This is a genomic window from Actinoplanes missouriensis 431, assembly GCF_000284295.1.
Lineage (GTDB): Bacteria > Actinomycetota > Actinomycetes > Mycobacteriales > Micromonosporaceae > Actinoplanes > Actinoplanes missouriensis.
In genome coordinates this window covers 4999712-5017753 of the sequence record NC_017093.1, presented here as the reverse complement: position 1 = coordinate 5017753, position 18042 = coordinate 4999712, and the positions used below count along the sequence as shown (strand labels likewise).

General features: G+C 72.3%; 15 protein-coding genes. 8 read left to right on the top strand and 7 right to left on the bottom strand.

Annotated elements, in window-relative coordinates; translation table 11 throughout:
• Positions 1-14: 14 nt before the first annotated feature.
• Positions 15-665, top strand: coding sequence for a nucleoside/nucleotide kinase family protein (locus AMIS_RS23510; protein ID WP_197537966.1), 651 nt, complete (start codon positions 15-17; stop codon positions 663-665).
• Between the two features lie 296 nt (positions 666-961).
• Complete coding sequence (locus tag AMIS_RS40765) at positions 962-1255, top strand: hypothetical protein (RefSeq protein WP_014444891.1); 294 nt, start codon at positions 962-964, stop codon at positions 1253-1255.
• Between the two features lie 607 nt (positions 1256-1862).
• Here the strand turns inward: AMIS_RS40765 and AMIS_RS23500 are convergent.
• Positions 1863-3359, bottom strand: a complete 1497-nt coding sequence (locus AMIS_RS23500) for a GGDEF domain-containing protein (protein ID WP_157435006.1) — start codon at positions 3357-3359, stop codon at positions 1863-1865.
• Positions 3360-3487: 128 nt separating this feature from the next.
• On the opposite strand from AMIS_RS23500, the gene AMIS_RS23495 reads away from it, so the two are divergent.
• Entirely contained in the window at positions 3488-4654 is a 1167-nt protein-coding gene (locus AMIS_RS23495) for an acyl-CoA dehydrogenase family protein (protein WP_014444888.1), read from the top strand.
• A 192-nt stretch (positions 4655-4846) separates the two neighbouring features.
• Positions 4847-5245: a VOC family protein gene (locus AMIS_RS23490; protein ID WP_231859069.1), complete on the top strand. Its 399-nt coding sequence runs from the start codon at positions 4847-4849 to the stop codon at positions 5243-5245.
• 210 nt (positions 5246-5455) lie between these two features.
• On the opposite strand, the gene AMIS_RS23485 is transcribed toward AMIS_RS23490, so the two are convergent.
• From AMIS_RS23485 to AMIS_RS23465, 5 genes are all read right to left on the bottom strand, one after another.
• Positions 5456-6124: a GNAT family N-acetyltransferase gene (locus AMIS_RS23485; RefSeq protein WP_014444886.1), complete on the bottom strand. Its 669-nt coding sequence runs from the start codon at positions 6122-6124 to the stop codon at positions 5456-5458.
• 126 nt (positions 6125-6250) lie between these two features.
• Positions 6251-9298 (bottom strand): putative bifunctional diguanylate cyclase/phosphodiesterase, encoded by a 3048-nt coding sequence (locus AMIS_RS23480; RefSeq protein WP_041830006.1) that lies wholly within the window; start codon positions 9296-9298, stop codon positions 6251-6253.
• Between the two features lie 71 nt (positions 9299-9369).
• Positions 9370-10278, bottom strand: coding sequence for a 5'-3' exonuclease (locus AMIS_RS23475; RefSeq protein ID WP_041831190.1), 909 nt, complete (start codon positions 10276-10278; stop codon positions 9370-9372).
• A 10-nt stretch (positions 10279-10288) separates the two neighbouring features.
• Positions 10289-12607: an ABC transporter permease gene (locus tag AMIS_RS23470; protein ID WP_014444883.1), complete on the bottom strand. Its 2319-nt coding sequence runs from the start codon at positions 12605-12607 to the stop codon at positions 10289-10291.
• Positions 12604-13353, bottom strand: coding sequence for an ABC transporter ATP-binding protein (locus AMIS_RS23465; RefSeq protein ID WP_014444882.1), 750 nt, complete (start codon positions 13351-13353; stop codon positions 12604-12606). The genes AMIS_RS23470 and AMIS_RS23465 overlap by 4 nt, the downstream gene beginning before the upstream one ends.
• A 146-nt stretch (positions 13354-13499) precedes the next feature.
• On the opposite strand from AMIS_RS23465, the gene AMIS_RS23460 reads away from it, so the two are divergent.
• Genes AMIS_RS23460 through AMIS_RS23445 form a run of 4 tightly spaced genes read left to right on the top strand, consistent with a single transcriptional unit; the run spans position 13500 to position 16688 of the window.
• Positions 13500-14384: a sensor histidine kinase gene (locus tag AMIS_RS23460; RefSeq protein ID WP_051042548.1), complete on the top strand. Its 885-nt coding sequence runs from the start codon at positions 13500-13502 to the stop codon at positions 14382-14384.
• On the top strand, positions 14377-15042 hold the full coding sequence (locus tag AMIS_RS23455; protein ID WP_014444880.1) for a response regulator: 666 nt from the start codon (positions 14377-14379) through the stop codon (positions 15040-15042). The genes AMIS_RS23460 and AMIS_RS23455 overlap by 8 nt, the downstream gene beginning before the upstream one ends.
• Positions 15043-15062: 20 nt before the next feature.
• Positions 15063-16202 (top strand): acyl-CoA dehydrogenase family protein, encoded by a 1140-nt coding sequence (locus AMIS_RS23450; RefSeq protein WP_014444879.1) that lies wholly within the window; start codon positions 15063-15065, stop codon positions 16200-16202.
• A 24-nt stretch (positions 16203-16226) separates the two neighbouring features.
• On the top strand, positions 16227-16688 hold the full coding sequence (locus AMIS_RS23445; RefSeq protein ID WP_014444878.1) for an Lrp/AsnC family transcriptional regulator: 462 nt from the start codon (positions 16227-16229) through the stop codon (positions 16686-16688).
• A gap of 204 nt (positions 16689-16892) precedes the next feature.
• Here the strand turns inward: AMIS_RS23445 and AMIS_RS23440 are convergent, their stop codons facing one another.
• Positions 16893-17816: a GNAT family N-acetyltransferase gene (locus AMIS_RS23440; RefSeq protein ID WP_014444877.1), complete on the bottom strand. Its 924-nt coding sequence runs from the start codon at positions 17814-17816 to the stop codon at positions 16893-16895.
• Positions 17817-18042: the final 226 nt, after the last annotated feature.

Genomic DNA, 18042 nt, shown 5'->3' with positions numbered 1-18042 from the left:
GTTATGGTGCTCGGATGTTGCTGGGACCCGGTGAGACTCCCGCGGGGGAGTGGCAGGACCAGAGCTGGGACGACTTCGTCGCCGCGGTGCTGGCCGCGGGCGGGACGCCGGCCGGGCGCCCGCTGCTGATCGCCGTCGACGGGCGCGGCGGCAGCGGCAAGACGACCCTGGCCGGCCGGCTCGCCGAGCGGATCCCCGGCTCGGCGATCGTGCACACCGACGACGTGGCCTGGTGGCACTCCCGTTTCGGCTGGGCCGATCTGATGACCACCGGCGTCCTCGATCCGCTGCGCGCCGGCGCGGCGGTGCGCCTGCGCCCGCCCGCGTGGGAGCGGCGCGGCCGGGACGGGCAGATCACGGTGCCGGCCGGCTGCCGGGCGGTGCTGGTCGAGGGGGTCGGCGCGTCCCGGCGGGACCTGGCGCACCTGTTCGACGTCGCGATCTGGGTACGGTCCGACTACGCCGAGGCGGAACGGCTCGGTCTGCTGCGTGACCTGGGGCTCAAGGGTGTCGACCCGGTGACCGCGAAGCGGGAGTGGGACGAGTGGATGGCCGAGGAGAACCCGTTCCTGAGCGCCGATCGCCCGTGGGACCGTGCCGCGTTCGTGGTCGGCGGGACCGGGGTGGGAACGGGGGATGGGGTCAGGACGTCGAAACCGTCATGACGCGGATGGTGGGGTTGGTGGTCGCGGCCTGTCTGACGGTGGGTGTGGCGGCGTGCGGGGGTGATTCCCCGGCCGGGGCTCCGGTGGTCTCACCTGCCTCGATCGCCCCGGTGACCTCGCCCGCGTCGCCGGGTCCGGCCTCCTCGGCGTCGCCGTTGTCGCCTCTCTCCCCGGCGGCGTCGTTATCGCCTCTCTCCTCGGCGGCGTCGGGCGCTTCGCCTCGGCCACGGCTCTCGTCCGATGCGCCGGCGCCCGCGTCCACGCGCCCGGCCGATTCGCCGGATTGCGGGACCTTCGTGTTGAGACAGGGCGAGGTTCTGCCGGCCTCCGCCGCTGACTGCCTGCTCGGCGCGGCCCAGGCGAAACGCGTCGCCACCCTCACGGTGACCGCCCCCACCACGGAGGGCCACCCGATCCCGACCCGCTACGGCTCCCGCGCCGACGGCCGGATCGACGTCACCGTCGACACCCGCACCGATCCCTACGGCGAGCAGGCGCTTACCCGCCGGACCTGCGCGACGGCCACGCACGACCCCGCGCGGGGCATCGTCGTCAGCGACTGCACGGAGCCGCTGCGCGTCGAGGAGTGACGGCCGGGGGTCGCGTCCCGCCGTCTCGGTCGTCCCGCCGTCTCGGGCGCGCTGTCCCCGGTCGTGCTGTCCCGGGTCCTGCTGTTCCCGGTCCTGTCGTCCCCGGTTCGCAGATCTTGGAAACGCCGATGCCGGCTGGCGCTCAGTGCGGACAACGTGGACGCTCGGCAGCACTAGTGACCAGCCGGGCCCGCAATGCCACTACCAGCGGCGTGGATGAGGTCACACGCAACGCCCATGCCACGGGGATCAGGTCACACGCAACGCCCGTGCCACGGGGATCAGGTCACACGTAACGCTTGTGTGGCGTTTCATCAACGCCAGGGCCGGGATGGAAGCACACGAACCGTTTCGGTGCGACCTCATCGCGGTCGGCGTGAGTTTCGGTGTGCCGCCACCCGCGCACGAGCCCACCGTGAGCCGCCCTGCCGCTCACCGCCCGAACGTCAGATCAACGTAACCGAGTGGCAATGCGCGAACGCTCGGGTGCGGCGGCTGATTGCACGCCCTGTTCTGCCAGGCGGTGGCGTCCTTCCAGGGGGATGTGGTGGCGCATCCACCGATCCCACCCCGGTGGATGCCCCACCGCATCGACGACAACAGCACTTCAGGCCGCCGTCTCCAGCGACTCCTGCCAGACCGCCCAGCGGGTCGCCGGACCGAGCGCCTTCGCCTTGTACATCGCCAGGTCGGCGCGGTGCACCAGCTCGTCGTGGTGCAGCTCGCCCGGCGCGGAGACGGCCACACCGATGCTCGCCGCCAGGGTGATCAGCCGGCCGTCGACGGCGACCGGGCCGAGCGCGGCGGCGATCCGGCCGGCCGTCTCGTACGCCTGCTGCGGTGCCGCCAGGCCGGAGAGCACGACCGCGAACTCGTCCCCGCCGAGCCGGGCCGGCAAGCCGGGCGACGGCACGCAGCGGCGCAGCACGTCGGCCAGCTCGATCAGCACCGCGTCGCCCGCCTGATGGCCGAACGTATCGTTGATCTCCTTGAAGCTGTTCATGTCGATCACCAGGACGGCCGAGTGCAGGCCGTCGCGGGCGTCCCGGTGCAGCCCGCGGTGTGACGTCTCGCGGAACCGGGACCGGTTGGCGAGACCGGTCAGCCCGTCGGTGAGCGCCAGCTCGTCGGACTCCCGCTGGACCAGTGTCTGCCGGGACAGCACCAGCGCGCTGAGCGCCGCGCCGCCGATGGCGATCCCGCCCCACGGCGAGAAGTGCTTCGAGGCGATGGCGGAGTACAGCATCAGCCCGGGGGCGACCATCACCGCGAGGTACGGCAGGCATCGCCCGATCCGGAACCCCGGCCGGTGCGTGAACCCGGCCCGCCGCGCCGGCCGGCTCTGCTCCACCGCGGCCGCCGCGAGCAGCGCGTCCGTCGTGATCCACCAGGAGAACTGCCAGGAGGCGCTGACCATGATGCCGTGCGCGTTCAGGTAGCCGTTCACCGCGTCACCGGCGAAGAGCACCAGTGTGCCGGCGGTGAGCAGCTGCAACGGCCGCCGCGCGGAGTCGTCGGCGCCGCGCAGCAGGGCGCGGGCCACGGTGAACAGCAGGGCCAGGTCGCCGATCGGGTAGAGCACCGCGGCGACGAACCCCTCGGTGAAGTCGTGACCGCTGTGGATCATCGGGTCGACGGCCGTGTACCAGAGCACCAGCGAACCGCCGACCAGCACGGTCATCGCGTCGAGCACGTTCTTGGCGCGGTCGCGCGGCCGCAGCTTCGCCAGCGGGAAGAGCTGCAGGGCGATCAGCAGCGCCACCACGAAGATCACGTGGATGACGTCGTCGGCGGTCTTCGTGTCGTCCAGGCTCAGATCCAGCAGCAGCAGCACCGGGACGCTGACCACCAGCACACCGAAGCAGCCGGCCACCGCGGTCCAGGCGCGCCGCAGCCGGGCCGGCAGATCGGGCAGGCGGGCCGCGTGCAGGGCCGCGACCACGCCGAAGACGCCGAAGCCGAACCGGGCCGCCTCGGCGATCCACTCGTTGTCGTCGGGCCCGAGGTTCATGCCGAGGAGGGCGATCATCGCGAGGGCGTAGAGCAGCCCGAGCGCCCGATACGACGCCCGCGCCGGAGCCACCCGATTCGTCCAGGTGTGCAAGGACCCTCCTCCGCCGCAGCGACCCGCCGACCAGCGCCGCGCCGATCAGTTCCGGGCTGATCGGTTCCGGCCGGAGGTCACTTGAGCAGGCCCCCGGGGGCAGTCGGGTTGCCGCATAGGATCGGCGCATGCTGACCCACGACGAGGCGGTCACCACCGCCCACCGGCTCGCCGCCGAGCTCGAGCCCGGCGCGATCCAGCGCGACCGCGACGGCGCCGCGGTGATCCCGCACGACGCGCTCGCCGCCCTCGACGCGTCCGGCCTGCTCGGCATCACGATCCCGGCCGCGGACGGCGGCCCGGGCCTCGGCCCGCGCACCCTCGCCGAGGTCACCCGCATCCTGGCCGCCGCCGACCCGGCGATCGCCCAGGTGCCGCAGGGCCACTACCTCATGATCGACATCCTGGCCGTGCACGGCGGCGCCGACGCCCGCAAGCGTCTCTTCGCCGACGTCCTGACCGGGAAACGCCTCGGCAACGCCCTGGCCGAGCGCGGCGGCAAGCACGCGCAGGATCTGCGCACCACCATCACCGGCGGCCGTCTGACCGGCGTGAAGTACTACACGACGGGTGCCCTGACCAGCGCCTGGATCGCGGTCAGCGCGCTCTCCCCGGAGGGCCGCCTGGTGCTGGCGTTCGTCCCCCGCGACGCGCCCGGCGTCACCGTCGACACCGACTGGGACGTGATCGGCCAGCGCGCGACGATCAGTGGAACGGCCACGTTCCGTGATGTCCCGGTCGAGCTGGTCGTCGATTACGCGTCGGCCTACGAGGTGCCGCAGCAGCTGGGCGCACGGGCGCAGCTGGTGCACACGGCGATCGAGGCGGGCATCGCCGGGGCGGCGCTGCGTGACGCGCGGGCCTACCTGCGGTCCACGGCGCGACCGTCGACGGAGGCCATCCGGGCAGGTCACGGCAGTGCAGCTGAGGACCCGCACGTCCGTCACCGCTACGGCCGCCTGGCCGCCCGCGTCCGTGCCGCGGAGGCGCTGCTGGAGTCCGCCGCCGGAACTCTCGACGAGATCGGCCTGATTCCGCGGTCCGCCGAGGAGGCAGCCCGAGGCTCACTCACGGTGGCCGCCGCCAAGGCCTTCGCCAGCGAGGTGGCGGTGGACGCCGGGTCCGAGATCTTCGCCCTCTGCGGCACCAGCGCAGCCGCCTCGAAGTGGGACCTGGACCGCCATTGGCGCAACGCCCGAACCCACAGCGTCCACGATCCTCTCGACTGGAAGTATGCGCACATAGGCGCATATGAGCTCTCCGACGTCCTCCCACCCAACCACGGACAGCTATAACCCTTTCCGGTACGCCCGACCGCGTCCCCAACCGCACCACCCCGTCCCGCCGCCGCCACCCCTGACGCCCGCCGGTCCGGCGCTTCCCGCCGCCGGCCCCGGCGCGCCCTCACCCCGGACCCGCGGCGACCGGCGTTCGCTGGGGCGGGAAGTGTCGTAGGGCAGTGGCAGGATGCGGCCATGGGGCTACGGGTGGATCTGACATTTGACTGTGTGGATGCCGTGTCGCTGGCGGAGTTCTGGAAATCGGCGCTGGGCTACGTCGATGAGCCGCCTCCGGCGCCGTTCGCGACGCGGGAGGAGTGGGTGGCGTCCTTCGGTGAGGAGGAGGGTGAGGGCGGCGCGGCCTGGCTGGAGGATCCGGCCGGGGTGGGTCCGCGGCTGAGCCTGCTCGACGTGCCGGAGCCGAAGGTGGCGAAGAACCGGCTGCACATCGACATCCGGGTGGGCCGCTCGGATGACCAGTGGGAGCGCGTGGTGGCGAAATCCGGCGAGCTCGTCGCGGCGGGCGGCAGCGTGCTCACCGTCGTCGACGGGCATCACATCGTGATGGCCGACCCGGAGGGCAACGAGTTCTGCGTCGCACCCTGAGGGAGGCCGCGTTGAGTGAGGCCGCGCGCTGAAGTGGCCGCGTTGAGTGAGGCCGCGCGCTGAAAGTGGCCGCGTTGAGGGAGGCCGCTCGCTGAGGGAGGCTGCGTTGATCGAGGCCGCGCGCTGAAAGAAGCCGCGTTGCGGGAGGCCGCGCGTTGAGGGAGGTCGCGCCCCCGGCCCGGAGCTGAGTGGAGGGGCCGGAGGCGGGCGTCAGGACGTCGCGGTGCGGCGGAAGGAGGCGAAGACCACGTCGCCGCTGTGTTCGAAGCCCAGGCGGCCGTAAAGCCGGATCGCGTCCTCGTTGTCGTGGACCGTGTGCAGGAACGGCAGCTCGCCGCGGGCCAGGATACCGGCGGCCACCGCCAGGGTGAGGCGGGCGCCGAGGCCCTTGCCGCGGAACTCCGGGTCGGTGCAGACAGCGCTCACCTCGGTCCAGCCGGGCAGGCGGAAGCGTTCACCGGCCATCGCGACGAGGCGGCCATCGTCGTCCCGGATGCCGAGGTGACGGCCCAGGTCGACGGTCCGCTTGCGGAACGGGCCGGGCTGGGCGCGGGCCACGAGCTCGAGCATCTCCGGGACGTCGGCCTCGGTCAGCACCACCGCGTCCGGGTCGTCGACGCCGGTCATGCTCTGGCCGATCATCTGCACGCCGGCGAGGACCTCGGTGGTCTCCCAGCCGGTCGGCGGGGTGATCGACGGGCCGGTGAGCACCGCGACGTCGGTGATCGTGGCCAGGTCGCGCCAGGCGGCCGGGTCGGCGGGGTCGCGCAGCGCGGCGAAGGGCGCGATCTCGGGTGAATAGCGGGCGGCGTCACCGGCGGCCTCGGCGAAACAGGCCTGCGGCCCGGCGAGGGCGGCCCACACGGGATTCTTCAGCACTCTTGCGACCCTGCCCCTTACCGGTCCGCCGCGCCAGTGGATAACCGAGCCGCCACTCGCGCGGGAACGCACACTTGTCTGCCGGATCTGTCAACGATCCGGCAGACAAGCGGGATACGCGTCCACTCAGCTCAGGACGGCCAACTCGGAGGCCGCCTGCGTGCGCGCCGGGATGTCGGCCGGCCAGAGCGGTTTGGCGAACAGGTAGCCCTGACCGTACTGGCAGCCCATGGTGTCGAGCGCGGCGTGCTGGCCGGACTCCTCGATGCCCTCGGCCACGACGGCGAGGTCCAGGTTGCCGGCGAGCGTGATGATCGTGTCGACCAGGGCGTGCTGCTGCCGGCTGTGCAGAATGTCGTCGATGAATGACTTGTCCAGTTTCAGCACGTCTACCGGCATCTGCCGCAAGTAACTGAGCGAGGAGTACCCGGTGCCGAAGTCGTCGATCGCCACCCGTACCCCCAGGGCGCGAAGCGCCTTGAGATCGGCGAGGACCTTCTCGGCGTCCCGGAGCACCAGACTCTCGGTGATCTCCAGGAGCAGCCACTCCGGGCGGGCGCCCGTGTCGGCGAGGGCCTGGCGGACCACGTCGGCGAAGTCGGGACTGCGGAACTGGCGCGGCGACACGTTGACGCTCACGTAGCGCAGCGTGCTCGACGGGTCCTCGGCCTTCCAGACGGCGAACTGGCGCAGCGCCTCGCGGAGCACCCACGTGCCGATCCCGACGATCGCTCCGCTCTCCTCGGCGGCCTCGACGAAGTGGAACGGCCCGAGCAGGCCGCGGGCCGGGTGCTGCCAGCGCACCAACGCCTCCACGCCGGTGATCCGCTGGTCGGCCAGCTCGACGATCGGCTGGTACTGCAGCACGAACTGCTCGCCCTCGATCGCCTCGATCAGCTGGGTGCGCATCTCCAGGCGCTGCACCATCGCGGTGTGCAGGTCGCTCTGGTACCGCTGCCAGCCGCCCTTGCCGAGACCCTTGGCCAGGTAGAGCGCGAGGTCGGCGTGACGCAGCATCTCGGTCGCGTTGGCAGCCTCGGAGTTGGTCGCCACGCCGACGCTGGCGGCGCCGCTGACCAGGTGCACCCCGCCCTCGCCGTCGGCCAGCTCGATCGGCGCGGCGAGCGCGGCCACCAGGCGGGCGGCCACGTCCTCGGCGGCGTCCGCCCGGTCGCACTGGCCGACCAGCACGGCGAACTCGTCGCCGCCCATCCGGGCCGCGGTGCTGCCGGCCCCGATGGTCGCGGTGATCCGCTGCGCCACCGCGATCAGCAACTGGTCGCCGATCGCGTGCCCCAGGGTGTCGTTGACCTCCTTGAAGTCGTCGAGGTCGATGAAGAGCACGCCGAGGGTGCTGCCGTCACGCGCGGCGGCGGCGTGCGCCTGCTCGAGCCGGGTGCGGAACAGCACCCGGTTGGCCAGCCCGGTCAGCGAGTCGTGGTACGCCTGGTGGGTGAGGTCGTCCTCGAGCCGCCGCTGCTCGGTCACGTCCCGGAGGGTGACCACGATCCCCCGTACCGTCGGGTCCTCTCGAAGATCGCGCAGATCGCACTCGATCTCCACCCGGCGCTCGCCGCGTAGCGCGGCGAGCGCGACGCCCTCCAGGTCGCCGGCGCCCTGCTCGACGCGGGCGACGGTGTCCCGCAGCGTGATCCGGGCGTCCGGCGCGAGCAGGTCCGCGAAGATCCGGCCGGTCGGGTCGCTGCCGCCGAACAGGGTGCCGGCGGACGGGCTCGCGTACCGGATGGTGCCGTCCTCGTCGAGGATCATGATGACGTCGGCGGCACTCTGGATCAGGGTACGGAAGTAGGCCTCGCTGTCCCGGCGGCTCACCTCGTGGGTGAGCGCGATCCGTTCCAGCACCGACGCGATCTGCGCGCCGAGCGTCTCCACCGAGCCGCGCAACGACCGCAGCACCGCGTCCGGGGCGCCCAGCACGATCACCCCGTGCCGGTCGCCGGGCAGCGACTGCGGGCAGTGCAGCACGTTCGCGAAACCGCCGCTGCTCAGATCCTCGGGGAGGTCGGCGGCGGACATCCAGGTCACCACGGCCTCGGCACGGCCCGGCCGGGGCGTCGCCAGCTGCAGGTGGTACGGCTGGTCCGCGGGCATCAGGCGGGCCACGGCGTTCTCCACACCGATCACCAGATCGTCCTCGTCGGCGGCCGCGAACAGGGCGGCGCCGGCCTCCCGCAGCGCCCGCTCCCGCGTGCCGGCCTGGCGCTGCGCCACGGCGAGATCCGCGACCCGTGCCAGGACCAGCAGGAACATGACGGCAGCGGCACCCGCGATCACCGGCGCGTCGACGACGCCGCCCCGGGCGATCTCGACCTCCCGGCCCTGCGCGTACTCCACCGCGAGGACGGCCGGGGCGATCAGGGCGGCGGCGCTGAGCCAGAACAGCCGGTGGCGGCCCATGCCGGTCTCGGCGCTCGGGCCGGCCTGCTCGGTGAGCTCGCGCATCGACGGGCGCAGCGCCGCGTACCCCATCGAGGCGTAGAAGACGATCCAGCCGAAATCGACCGGGCCGCCCAGCTCCCACGCGCTGTTGAGCTGGTCCTGGCCGTAGAAGATGTCGGAGACGAGCAGGCCCACCATGGCGATGCCGATCGTGCTGACCGCGCCGGGCTTGCGGCCCGAGCCGGTGAGCATCCGCAGGATCATGGCGAGCACCAGCACGTCGCCGAGCGGGTAGCCGATCGAGACGACCTTCTCCAGCGTGGTCAGCTCGGCCGAGCGGGTGAACGGCGCGATCCAGTACACCCAGGCGAGCAGGCCGAGGCCGACCGTGGGCACCAGCGCGTCGAGCAGCGCCGCCTTGTCGCCGCCGCCCGACCGAGCCCGTACGAAGATCAGCAGGCCGGCCGTGAGCAGCGGGTAGAACAGCAGGTAGAGCACGTCGTTCGGGCCGGGGAAGCCGGGTTCGCCGCCGGCCGCGAGCACCAGGTTGTACAGCGAGTCACCGGTGGTGAAGAGGACCAGTGAGACGCTGATCAGGTACCACGGCAGGCGCCGGGACGGGCGGTACAGGCGTACGCCGGCCAGCACCATCGCCGCGCTGGAGTAGCCCAGCGCCGCCCAGGTGTAGAGCTGCGCGTCCGGGAACGCGTAGTACAACCCGGTGAGCACCACGGTCCAGGCGGCGAAGCACGCGCGAACTGCTCGCGTCGACAAGGCGTACTCCGATCGTTCGGCGGGGTTACCGAACTGGGGTATCGGAGGGCAGCCGCCTGCACCTGAGGATTTCAGGCGGCGAGGGCGTCCACCAGGCGGCGGGCCGAGCCGGCCAGGTTCCACCGTTCGGCGAGCGCGAGCAGGGCGTCACCGTCGCGGGGGGACTTCGGCAGCGCCGGGTCGAAATCGGGCAGCGGCACGTCGAGGGCCACCTTGCAGACCGGCAGCGCCTTGGCCAGGTACTCCCGGGCGGCGTCGAGTTTCAGCCGCACGCCGGGCGCGAAGCCGGAGGACGGGTCGTCGAGGGCGGCCAGGATCTGCTCGACCCCGCCGTACCGCTCGATGAGCCGGGCCGCGGTCTTCTCGCCGACGCCGGCCACGCCGGGCAGGCCGTCGCTCGGGTCGCCGCGCATCGCCGCGAAGTCCGCGTACCACCGGGCGGGCACCCCGTACTTCGCCCGGACCAGCGCCTCGTCGGCGTCCTCCAGCTTGGCGACGCCGCGGCCGCAGTAGAGCAGGCGGGTGCCGCGCGCGTCGTCGACCAGCTGGAACAGGTCGCGGTCGCCGGAGACCACCTCGACCGGGGCGGGCTGGCCGGCGGCGAGGGTGCCGAGCACGTCGTCGGCCTCGTACCCCTTGACCCCGAACGCCGGGATGCCGACCGCGGCGAGCACCTCGAGCAGCACCGGGACCTGCCGCTCCAGCGAGGCCGGCACCTCCTCGACATCGCCGTGCGCCACCCGGTGCTGCTTGTAGGACGGAACCAGCTCGACCCGCCAGGCCGGCCGCCAGTCCGCGTCGAGCGCGCAGACGAGACGGTCCGGCCGGCGGGTCCGGATGAGCTGGGCCAGCATGTCGAGGAAGCCGCGGATCGCGTTGACCGGCTCGCCGGCCGGCGTCTGCGCGGCCTTCTCGGGGATGCCGTGGAAGGCCCGGAAGTACAGGCTCGGGGCGTCGACTGCCAGCAGCGGTGAGGTCACGCCGAACACCTTATTCGTTGTGCAACACCCGTGCGATCGTCAGCCTCGCCGCGGCGCGGGCCGGCAGCAGCGCCCCGGCCACCGCGATGCCCACCCCGCTGAGCAGCAGCAGCGCGACGGTCGCCGGATCCCAGACCTGCATCACGTACTCCGGCAGGCGTATCTTCGCGGCGTCCGCGGAGAGCGGCAGCACGATCCGGTGCGCGATCAGGCCGAGCGGGATGCCGAGCACCCCGGCGACCACGCCGAGCGCCGCCATCGACGTCACCACCATCGCCACGACCTGCCGCGGTGTCATCCCGATCGATTTGAGCATGCCCAGGTCACGGCGGCGCTCGGTGACGTTGAGCGCGACCGTGTTGAGCACGCCGAGGGCCGCCACGGTCGCCAGCATCAGCGCGAGGACGCCGGAGAACGCGGTGATCACGGTGGAGAACGAGTCGCCGCCGGTGTTGTTCCAGGCGTCCAGGCCGGGGTCGGCCGCGGTCACCTTGTCGGCGTACGCGTTCAGGTCCGTCCCGGCGACCGTCTGCACCTGGTAGAAGTACGCGTTCGGGTCCTGCCGCGGGAAGTCGCGCCATGCCGCGAACGCACCCTCCGGGCCGGGCAGCCCGCGGACCGTCTCGCCGACGATGGTGAAGGTGGTCCAGTCGCCGTCCAGCGAGACGGTGAGCTTCTCGCCGATCGTCAGGCCGCGTTCGTTGAGCAGCTGGGTGGGGAGCACGAGCTGATCAGGGGCGGTCATCCAGTGCCCCTCGTACAGCTGCTCCTGGTAACCCATGGCGGGCATGTCACCCCGTACAAAATTGATTTTCAGGGGTTCGCTCTGACCGGCGACCGACAGGTCCCGGTTCACCGCCACCCCGACCCGCGCGGTGCCCGGCAGGCCGCGCAGCATCTGCTCGACCTCGGCGTCGGAGCGCTCGCTGGGGGTGTGCTCGCGTCCGTTGAAGGCCCGGACGCCGATCTCCCCGGCGGCGCGTTCCCCGACCTCGGTGATCCGGATGACCGAATCCGACAGGCCGAGGGCGAACGTCACGCTGACGACGCCGAGCAGCAGCGACGCCATGGTGAGGGCGGTCCGAGTCGGCCGGGCGAACGGCAGGCCGAGACCGAGGCTGATCGAGCGGGGCAACCGGGATCCGCTGAGCGCCCGCTGCACCCGCAGACCCCGTCCGCGCCGTGGTGCGCTTCCCGCGCTGATCGCCTCGGCGGCGGAGAGGCGGTGGGCACGCCAGGCGGGCAGCAACGCCGCGATCACCACGATCAGGGGTACGCCGACGAGCGCCGCCCCGATGACCCAGGAGCGGATCCCCGCCTCCTGCCCGAAGCCGAGGCCCCGGAACGTGTCGGTCAGCATCGGTCGCACCGCAGCGACGCCGAGCACCGTGCCGAGCGCCGCCCCGACGACCGCCGGCATCGACACCATCGTCAGGTAGACGGCGACGACCTGGCGCGGGGTGAACCCGAGCGACTTCAGCACCCCGATGTGCCGGAACCCGGAGATAACCGCGCCGCTCACCACGTTGCCCACGATGATTACCGCGACCAGCAGGCCGAGCACGCCGAACGTACCGAGGAACGGCAGGTAGACGCCGGGGCCCTCGGCCGCCTCGTCCTTCATCACCAGGTACGGCTGGGCGGCGAGCAACGCGTCGCCGGGGAGCCCCGTGGTCACCCCGGACAGCCGTACCCGCAGCGCCTCGCGGGTGGCGACGTCGCCGGTGAAGCGGTAGAGCATCTGCGTGCCGGTCGGCCTCATCGTGGCCATCTGCGCCGGCGTCACCCAGCCGTCCGCCGAGCCGCTGAGCGTGAACGCGTAGCCGACCACCGTCAGCGTGCCGGCCGGCGTGACCAGCTCGGTGACATCGGCGAGCGGGCCCAGCCGGAAGTCCTCGGCGGTCAGCGGCGGCTCGTTGAGCACGATCTCGCCGGGGGCGGACGGCCAGCGGCCGTGCCACAGGTCGACCCGGTCGACGGGTCCGCCCGGATCGGCCCGCCCGACCACGGTGAGCGGCTGCCCGAAGACCGGGCCGACGTCGTTGCGCGGCTCGACGATCACCTGGCCGAACGGCCCGGCGGCGGCCTGCACGCCCGTGGTCGCCGCGGTCAGCTGGGCGTCGGTGACGCGGGCCGGGTCGTAGGTGACGACCGCGTGGGCGCCGCGCTGCGCCGCGAAGGCCCGATCGAACGGGGAGTCCGCCGCGTCCAGCAGGGCCAGCGAGATCAGGCCGCTCGTCGTGCAGGCGAGCACGACCAGGAAGATGACGAACGTCTGCATCTTGCGCCGCCGCGCCGCCGCGCGGGCGGCGGTCCAGACCGCTCTCATGCCGGGCCTCCGCCTCGCTCCACGCCGGCATGAAGCCGCATCCCTTCGGTCGTCATCGCCCGATCCAGGGCGGACTCGCGGGCGATCCGGCCGTCGGCCAGCTCGATCAGGCGATTCGCGCAGCGGTGCGCGAGACGCTCGTCGTGGGTGACGATCAGCAGGGTCTGCCCGATCTGGTTGAGGTCGAGCAGCAGATCCATGACCTGCTCACCGGCTCGCGAGTCCAGCGCGCCGGTCGGCTCGTCGGCGAGCAGCAGCGCCGGGCGGTTCATCAGGGCCCGGGCCACCGCGACCCGCTGCCGTTCGCCGCCGCTGAGCGCGGCCGGGTAGACGTTGCGCCGGTCCGCGATGCCGAGCTCGTCGAAGAGTTCCAGCGCGCGCCGCCGGGCGGTGCCCGCCGAGGTCCCGGTGAGCTGGGCGGCCAGGGCCACGTTGTCCAGCGCGGACAGGTCGTCCAGGAGGTTGAAGAACTGGAAGATCATGCCGAGGTGGTGTCGGCGGAACAGCGCCAGCCGGGTCTCGTTCATCGTGTCGAGGCGCTCGCCGTGCACGCTGACCTCGCCCGCGGTCGGCCGGTCCAGTCCGGCGATCATGTTGAGCAGAGTGGACTTGCCGCAGCCGGACGGGCCCATCACGGCCACCGCCTCGCCGCTGCGGATCTCGAGGGAGACGCCGTCCAGCGCCACCGTGTCGCCGTACTCCTTGCGGACGCCGTCGAGGCGTACCACCGGGGTGTCTGTGGTCATGGACGGAACGCTACGAAAATTCGTACCCGTAAATCATCCGCCGGGGGATGCAATCGGCCGCCGCGTCATCCCGGGGATGTAGGCGCGGATACTCGCGCCGGTGGATGTGGGCGGATGCGGTGATCTGACAGGGTGGGCGCATGGTGATGGCGGGGCTGGTGGTGACGGCGATGCTGGTGCCGGCGCTCGTCGCTGCGGGCCTGGCGATCGCGCTGCGCCGGGCCCGGCAGCGTCACGAGACGGCGATGGGGGAGCGGGGCTGGCTGCTGGAGCGCGAGCGGGAGAGCGCGGCGCGGGCCGCCGTCGACGCCGAGCGCGCCCGGATCGCCCGTGAGCTGCACGACATCGTGAGCCACAACGTCAGCGTCATGATCGTGCAGACCGGGGCGGCGCGCGAGGTGCTGCGCACGATGCCGGAGGAGGCGCTGACCGCGCTGGCCGCGGTGGAGAAAGCCGGGCGCGACACCATGAGCGAGCTGCGGACGCTGCTGGGCCTGCTCAATCCGGACGCGGGCGGCGACGACCTCACGCCGCAGCCGACCCTTGACGCGCTCGGTCCGCTCGTCGACCGGATCGCGTTCGCCGGCATGCCGGTCGAGGTGCGGATCTCCGGCGAGGCGCGCCCGCTGCCGGGCGGGATCTCCGCGACGGCCTACCGGATAGTGCAGGAGGCGCTGACCAACGCGCTGCGGCACGGCAGCGGCGGCAAGGCCGAGGTGACGATCCGCTATGCGGAGCGCGCGCTGCGGGTCGAGGTGCTGACCACCGGCCCGAGCGTGCTGACCACCGGCCCGAGCGTGCTGACGGGCCCGAGTGTCCTGACCGGCCCGGCGCCGGCGAACGGAAAGGCGCCGGCCGGGCGGGACGCTCCGGCCGGGAGAAACGCGGCGGGCAGCGCGCTGGGTGGCGAGGGCGCCGGGCGCGGTCTGCTCGGGCTGCGGGAGAGGGTGGCCGTCTATGGGGGCGACCTGGACGCCCGGCGCCGGCTCGGCGGTGGATTCCGGGTGCGGGCGAGGATTCCGCATGAGTGAGCCGAGCGTGCTGATCGTGGACGACCAGGAGCTGATCCGGACCGGGTTCCGGCTGATCCTGACCGCCCGCGGCATCGAGGTGGCCGGCGAGGCCGCCGACGGTGTGCAGGCGGTCGACGCCGAGCGGCGGCTCCGGCCCGACGTGGTGCTGATGGACATCCGGATGCCCGGCATGGACGGCCTGGAGGCGACCCGGCAGATCCTGGCCCGCAACCCGGGCTGCCGGGTGCTGATGCTGACCACGTTCGACCTGGATCGGTATGTGTATGCCGCGCTCGCCCTCGGCGCCAGCGGGTTCCTGCTCAAGGACGTGACGGCCGACCACCTCGCGGCGGCGGTGCGGCTGGTCGGCACCGGTGACGCGCTGCTCGCGCCGTCGATCACCCGCCGGCTGGTGCAGCGGTTCGCCGCCACCGGCGACACCCCGTCGGTGCACCGCGACCTCACCGCGCTGACGCCCCGCGAGCGGGAGGTGCTGACGCTGGTCGGGCAGGGCCTGTCCAACACCGAGCTGGCCTCCTCGCTGACGCTGAGCGAGGCCACGGTGAAGACCCACGTGGCCCGGATCTTTGCGAAGCTCGACCTGCGGGACCGGGCGCAGGCCGTGGTGCTCGCCTACGAGACGGGCCTGGTGACGCCCGGTTCCCGTGACTGCTGAACGTTCGTTAAGCTGGCGTCATGACTGTGGATCGGCTGCTTCCCACCCCCGAAGCGCACGACCTTCTCGACCTGACCCGCGAGCTCGCCACCCGAGAGCTGGCCGGCAAGGTCGACGACTTCGAGGCGCGCGGCGAGTTCCCCCGCGAGGCGCTGCGCACCCTGGGCCGTTCCGGGCTCCTCGGCCTGCCGTACCCGGAGGAGGCCGGTGGGGCCGGCCAGCCTTACGAGGTGTATGTGCAGGTGCTGGAGGTCCTCGCCGGCACCTGGCTGGGCATCGCCGAGGCGGTCAGCGTGCACACCCTCTCCTGCCTGCCGGTCGCCTTCTTCGGCACCGCGGAGCAGCGCAAGATGCTGCCCGACATGCTCGGCGGGGAGACGCTCGGCGCGTTCGCCCTCTCCGAGCCGCAGGGCGGCTCCGACGCCGCGTCGCTGACCACCCGTGCCGTGGCCGAGCCGGATGCCTGGGTGGTCACCGGCACCAAGGCCTGGATCACCCACGGCGGCCAGGCCGACTTCTACAACCTGTTCTGCCGCACCGGCGGCCCCGGTCCGAAAGGCATCTCCTGCCTGCTCGCCGACGCGGCCACCCCCGGCCTGCTGCCGCAGCAGCCGGAGCGCCTGATGGGCCTGCGCTCCTCGGCCCCCGCGCAGATCGTGCTGGAGGAGGCCCGGGTGCCGCGCGACCGGCTGGTCGGCGCGGAGGGCGAGGGCTTCGCCATCGCCATGAAAGCCCTGGACGCCGGGCGTCTCGGCATCGCGGCCTGCGCGGTCGGCCTCGCGCAGGGAGCGCTCGACCACGCGATCGGGTACGCGCGGGAGCGCGAGCAGTTCGGCCAGCCGATCGGCCGTTTCCAGGGCCTCGGGTTCATGCTCGCCGACATGGGCACCCAGATCTCGGCCGCCCGCGCGCTGCTGCTGAACGCGGCCCGCCTCAAGGATGCCGGCCGGCCGTTCTCCACCGAGGCGGCGAAAGCGAAACTGTTCGCCACCGACGTCGCCATGCGGGTCACCACCGACGCGGTGCAGATCCTCGGCGGGGCCGGCTACGTCAGCGACCATCCGGTCGAGCGCTGGTTCCGGGAGGCGAAGGTGCTGCAGATCGTCGAGGGGACCAATCAGATCCAGCGAATGGTGATCGCCCGCTCTCTTCTGGGGTGACACCTCTCCCGTAGGGTTACCGGCGTGGAAGAGATCGACCAGGCGATCGTGTCGGCGCTCACCGCGGACGGCAGGCTGTCCTACACCGACCTGGCCGAGCGGGTGGGCCTCAGCGTCTCCGCCGTGCACCAGCGGGTCCGGCGCCTCGAACAACGCGGCGTCATCGCCGGCTACACCGCGAAGGTGTCCTACGAGGCGCTGGACCTGCCGCTGACCGCGTTCGTCGCGATCCGGCCGTTCGACCCGTCCCAGCCCGACGACGCGCCGGACCGGCTCGCCCACCTCACCGAGATCGACTCGTGCTATTCGGTGGCCGGCGAGGATTTCTACATGCTTCTGGTACGGGTGAAGAGTCCCGCCGATCTCGAACGCCTGCTGCAGGACATCCGGACCGCCGCCAACGTGACGACACGGACCACGGTGGTGCTGTCGACGCCGTATGAGAACCGCCCGCCGAGGATCGGCACGACCACAGCGGCGGAGTAGGTTCCGACTTTTGGTGTGCGTTGGTCGGGGCGCGCTCGCTGATCGCAGCACGTGCGCTGGTCGCGGCGTGCTCGCTGATCGCAGCACGTGCGCTGGTCGCGGCGTGCTCGCTGATCGCAGCACGTGCGCTGGTCGCGGCGTGCTCGTTGGTCGGGCCGCGCTCGCTGGTCGCGGCGCATGCGCTGATCGCAGCACGTGCGAGGATCAGCGCCAGACCATGTCGATCTGCCGCTGGTACGTCACGTAACCCGCCCGCGCGAACGCCGCCGCCATCGGCGTGTTGCCGACGTCGGTCGCCGCCCGGATGCGGGGCACACCCGAGGCCGCCAGCAACCCCGTCCCGGCGGCCAGCACCTCGTCGATGTACCCCTTGCCGCGATGCTCCGGCACCACCCCGAGATACGCGATGATCGGGTTGTACCCGTTGTGCGCCGGGATCACGAAGCCGACCGGTTCACCGTCCGGCAGTGTCGCGACCCGCCACCAGTCGTGCGGGCTGGCGTACCGTTCCAGCTCGTCGTGGTACTGCTCGGTGGCGGCCTCGCGGGCGGTCATCCGGGTCAGGTCCTCCCGGCTGTACGCGTCGAGCGTCCCGTCCAGCACCAGCGTCATCAGGCCGATCAGCTCGTCCGGGTCACGGACCGGCCGGAATCGGAGCCGCCCGGCCGGCGCCGGGACCGGGGTGCCGGGACGCCACTCCAGGCGCAGCCGTTCCACGAACAGCGCCGCCCCGGTGCGCTCGGCGGCCGCCATCCGGTCGGTGGTGGCCTTCCGCACCGCCGGGTCGTCGCGCCAGTCCGGCGGCAGGAAGCGGTTGTAGCCGTTCGGGACGACCGGGAAGGATCGCTGCGCGGCGGTCAGCAGCGCAACCCCGTACTCCGGATCGCCCTCGATGTCGAAGATGTCCATGTGCATCGGCTCGGGATCGCCGGGGCGCGACCACCAGCCGGCCCGGGCGACCACGCGGTCACCGCGCAGCGCGACCCACAACCAGTGCGGATGGCGGCGTCCCGCTGCCAGGTCGGCGGCGATCTCGTCGTTCAGAACGTACGGCAGGCTGTTGAACAGGGGCAGCTCGCCGGGCCCGGTGATCGGGCGGATGGTCAGGTCGGTGTGGTGCAGAGTCAAGGCTTACTCCGAGGAGAGAGTCGCCCGCCTCCGGGAGGATGCGGGCGTGATGTGCGTGGAAAACATCGCCGGCCCTCCTTTCTTCAAGATCAGACCCCCTGTGTACGCCGTGAGCCCCGCCCCGCACAACCGATTTAATGAGACCCACGGATGCTGATCGACCCGGCCGCGCCGCACGTCCCGGACCCGGAAAGCCGCTCGGTGAGAGCAGCAGGAGCGCAGAGTC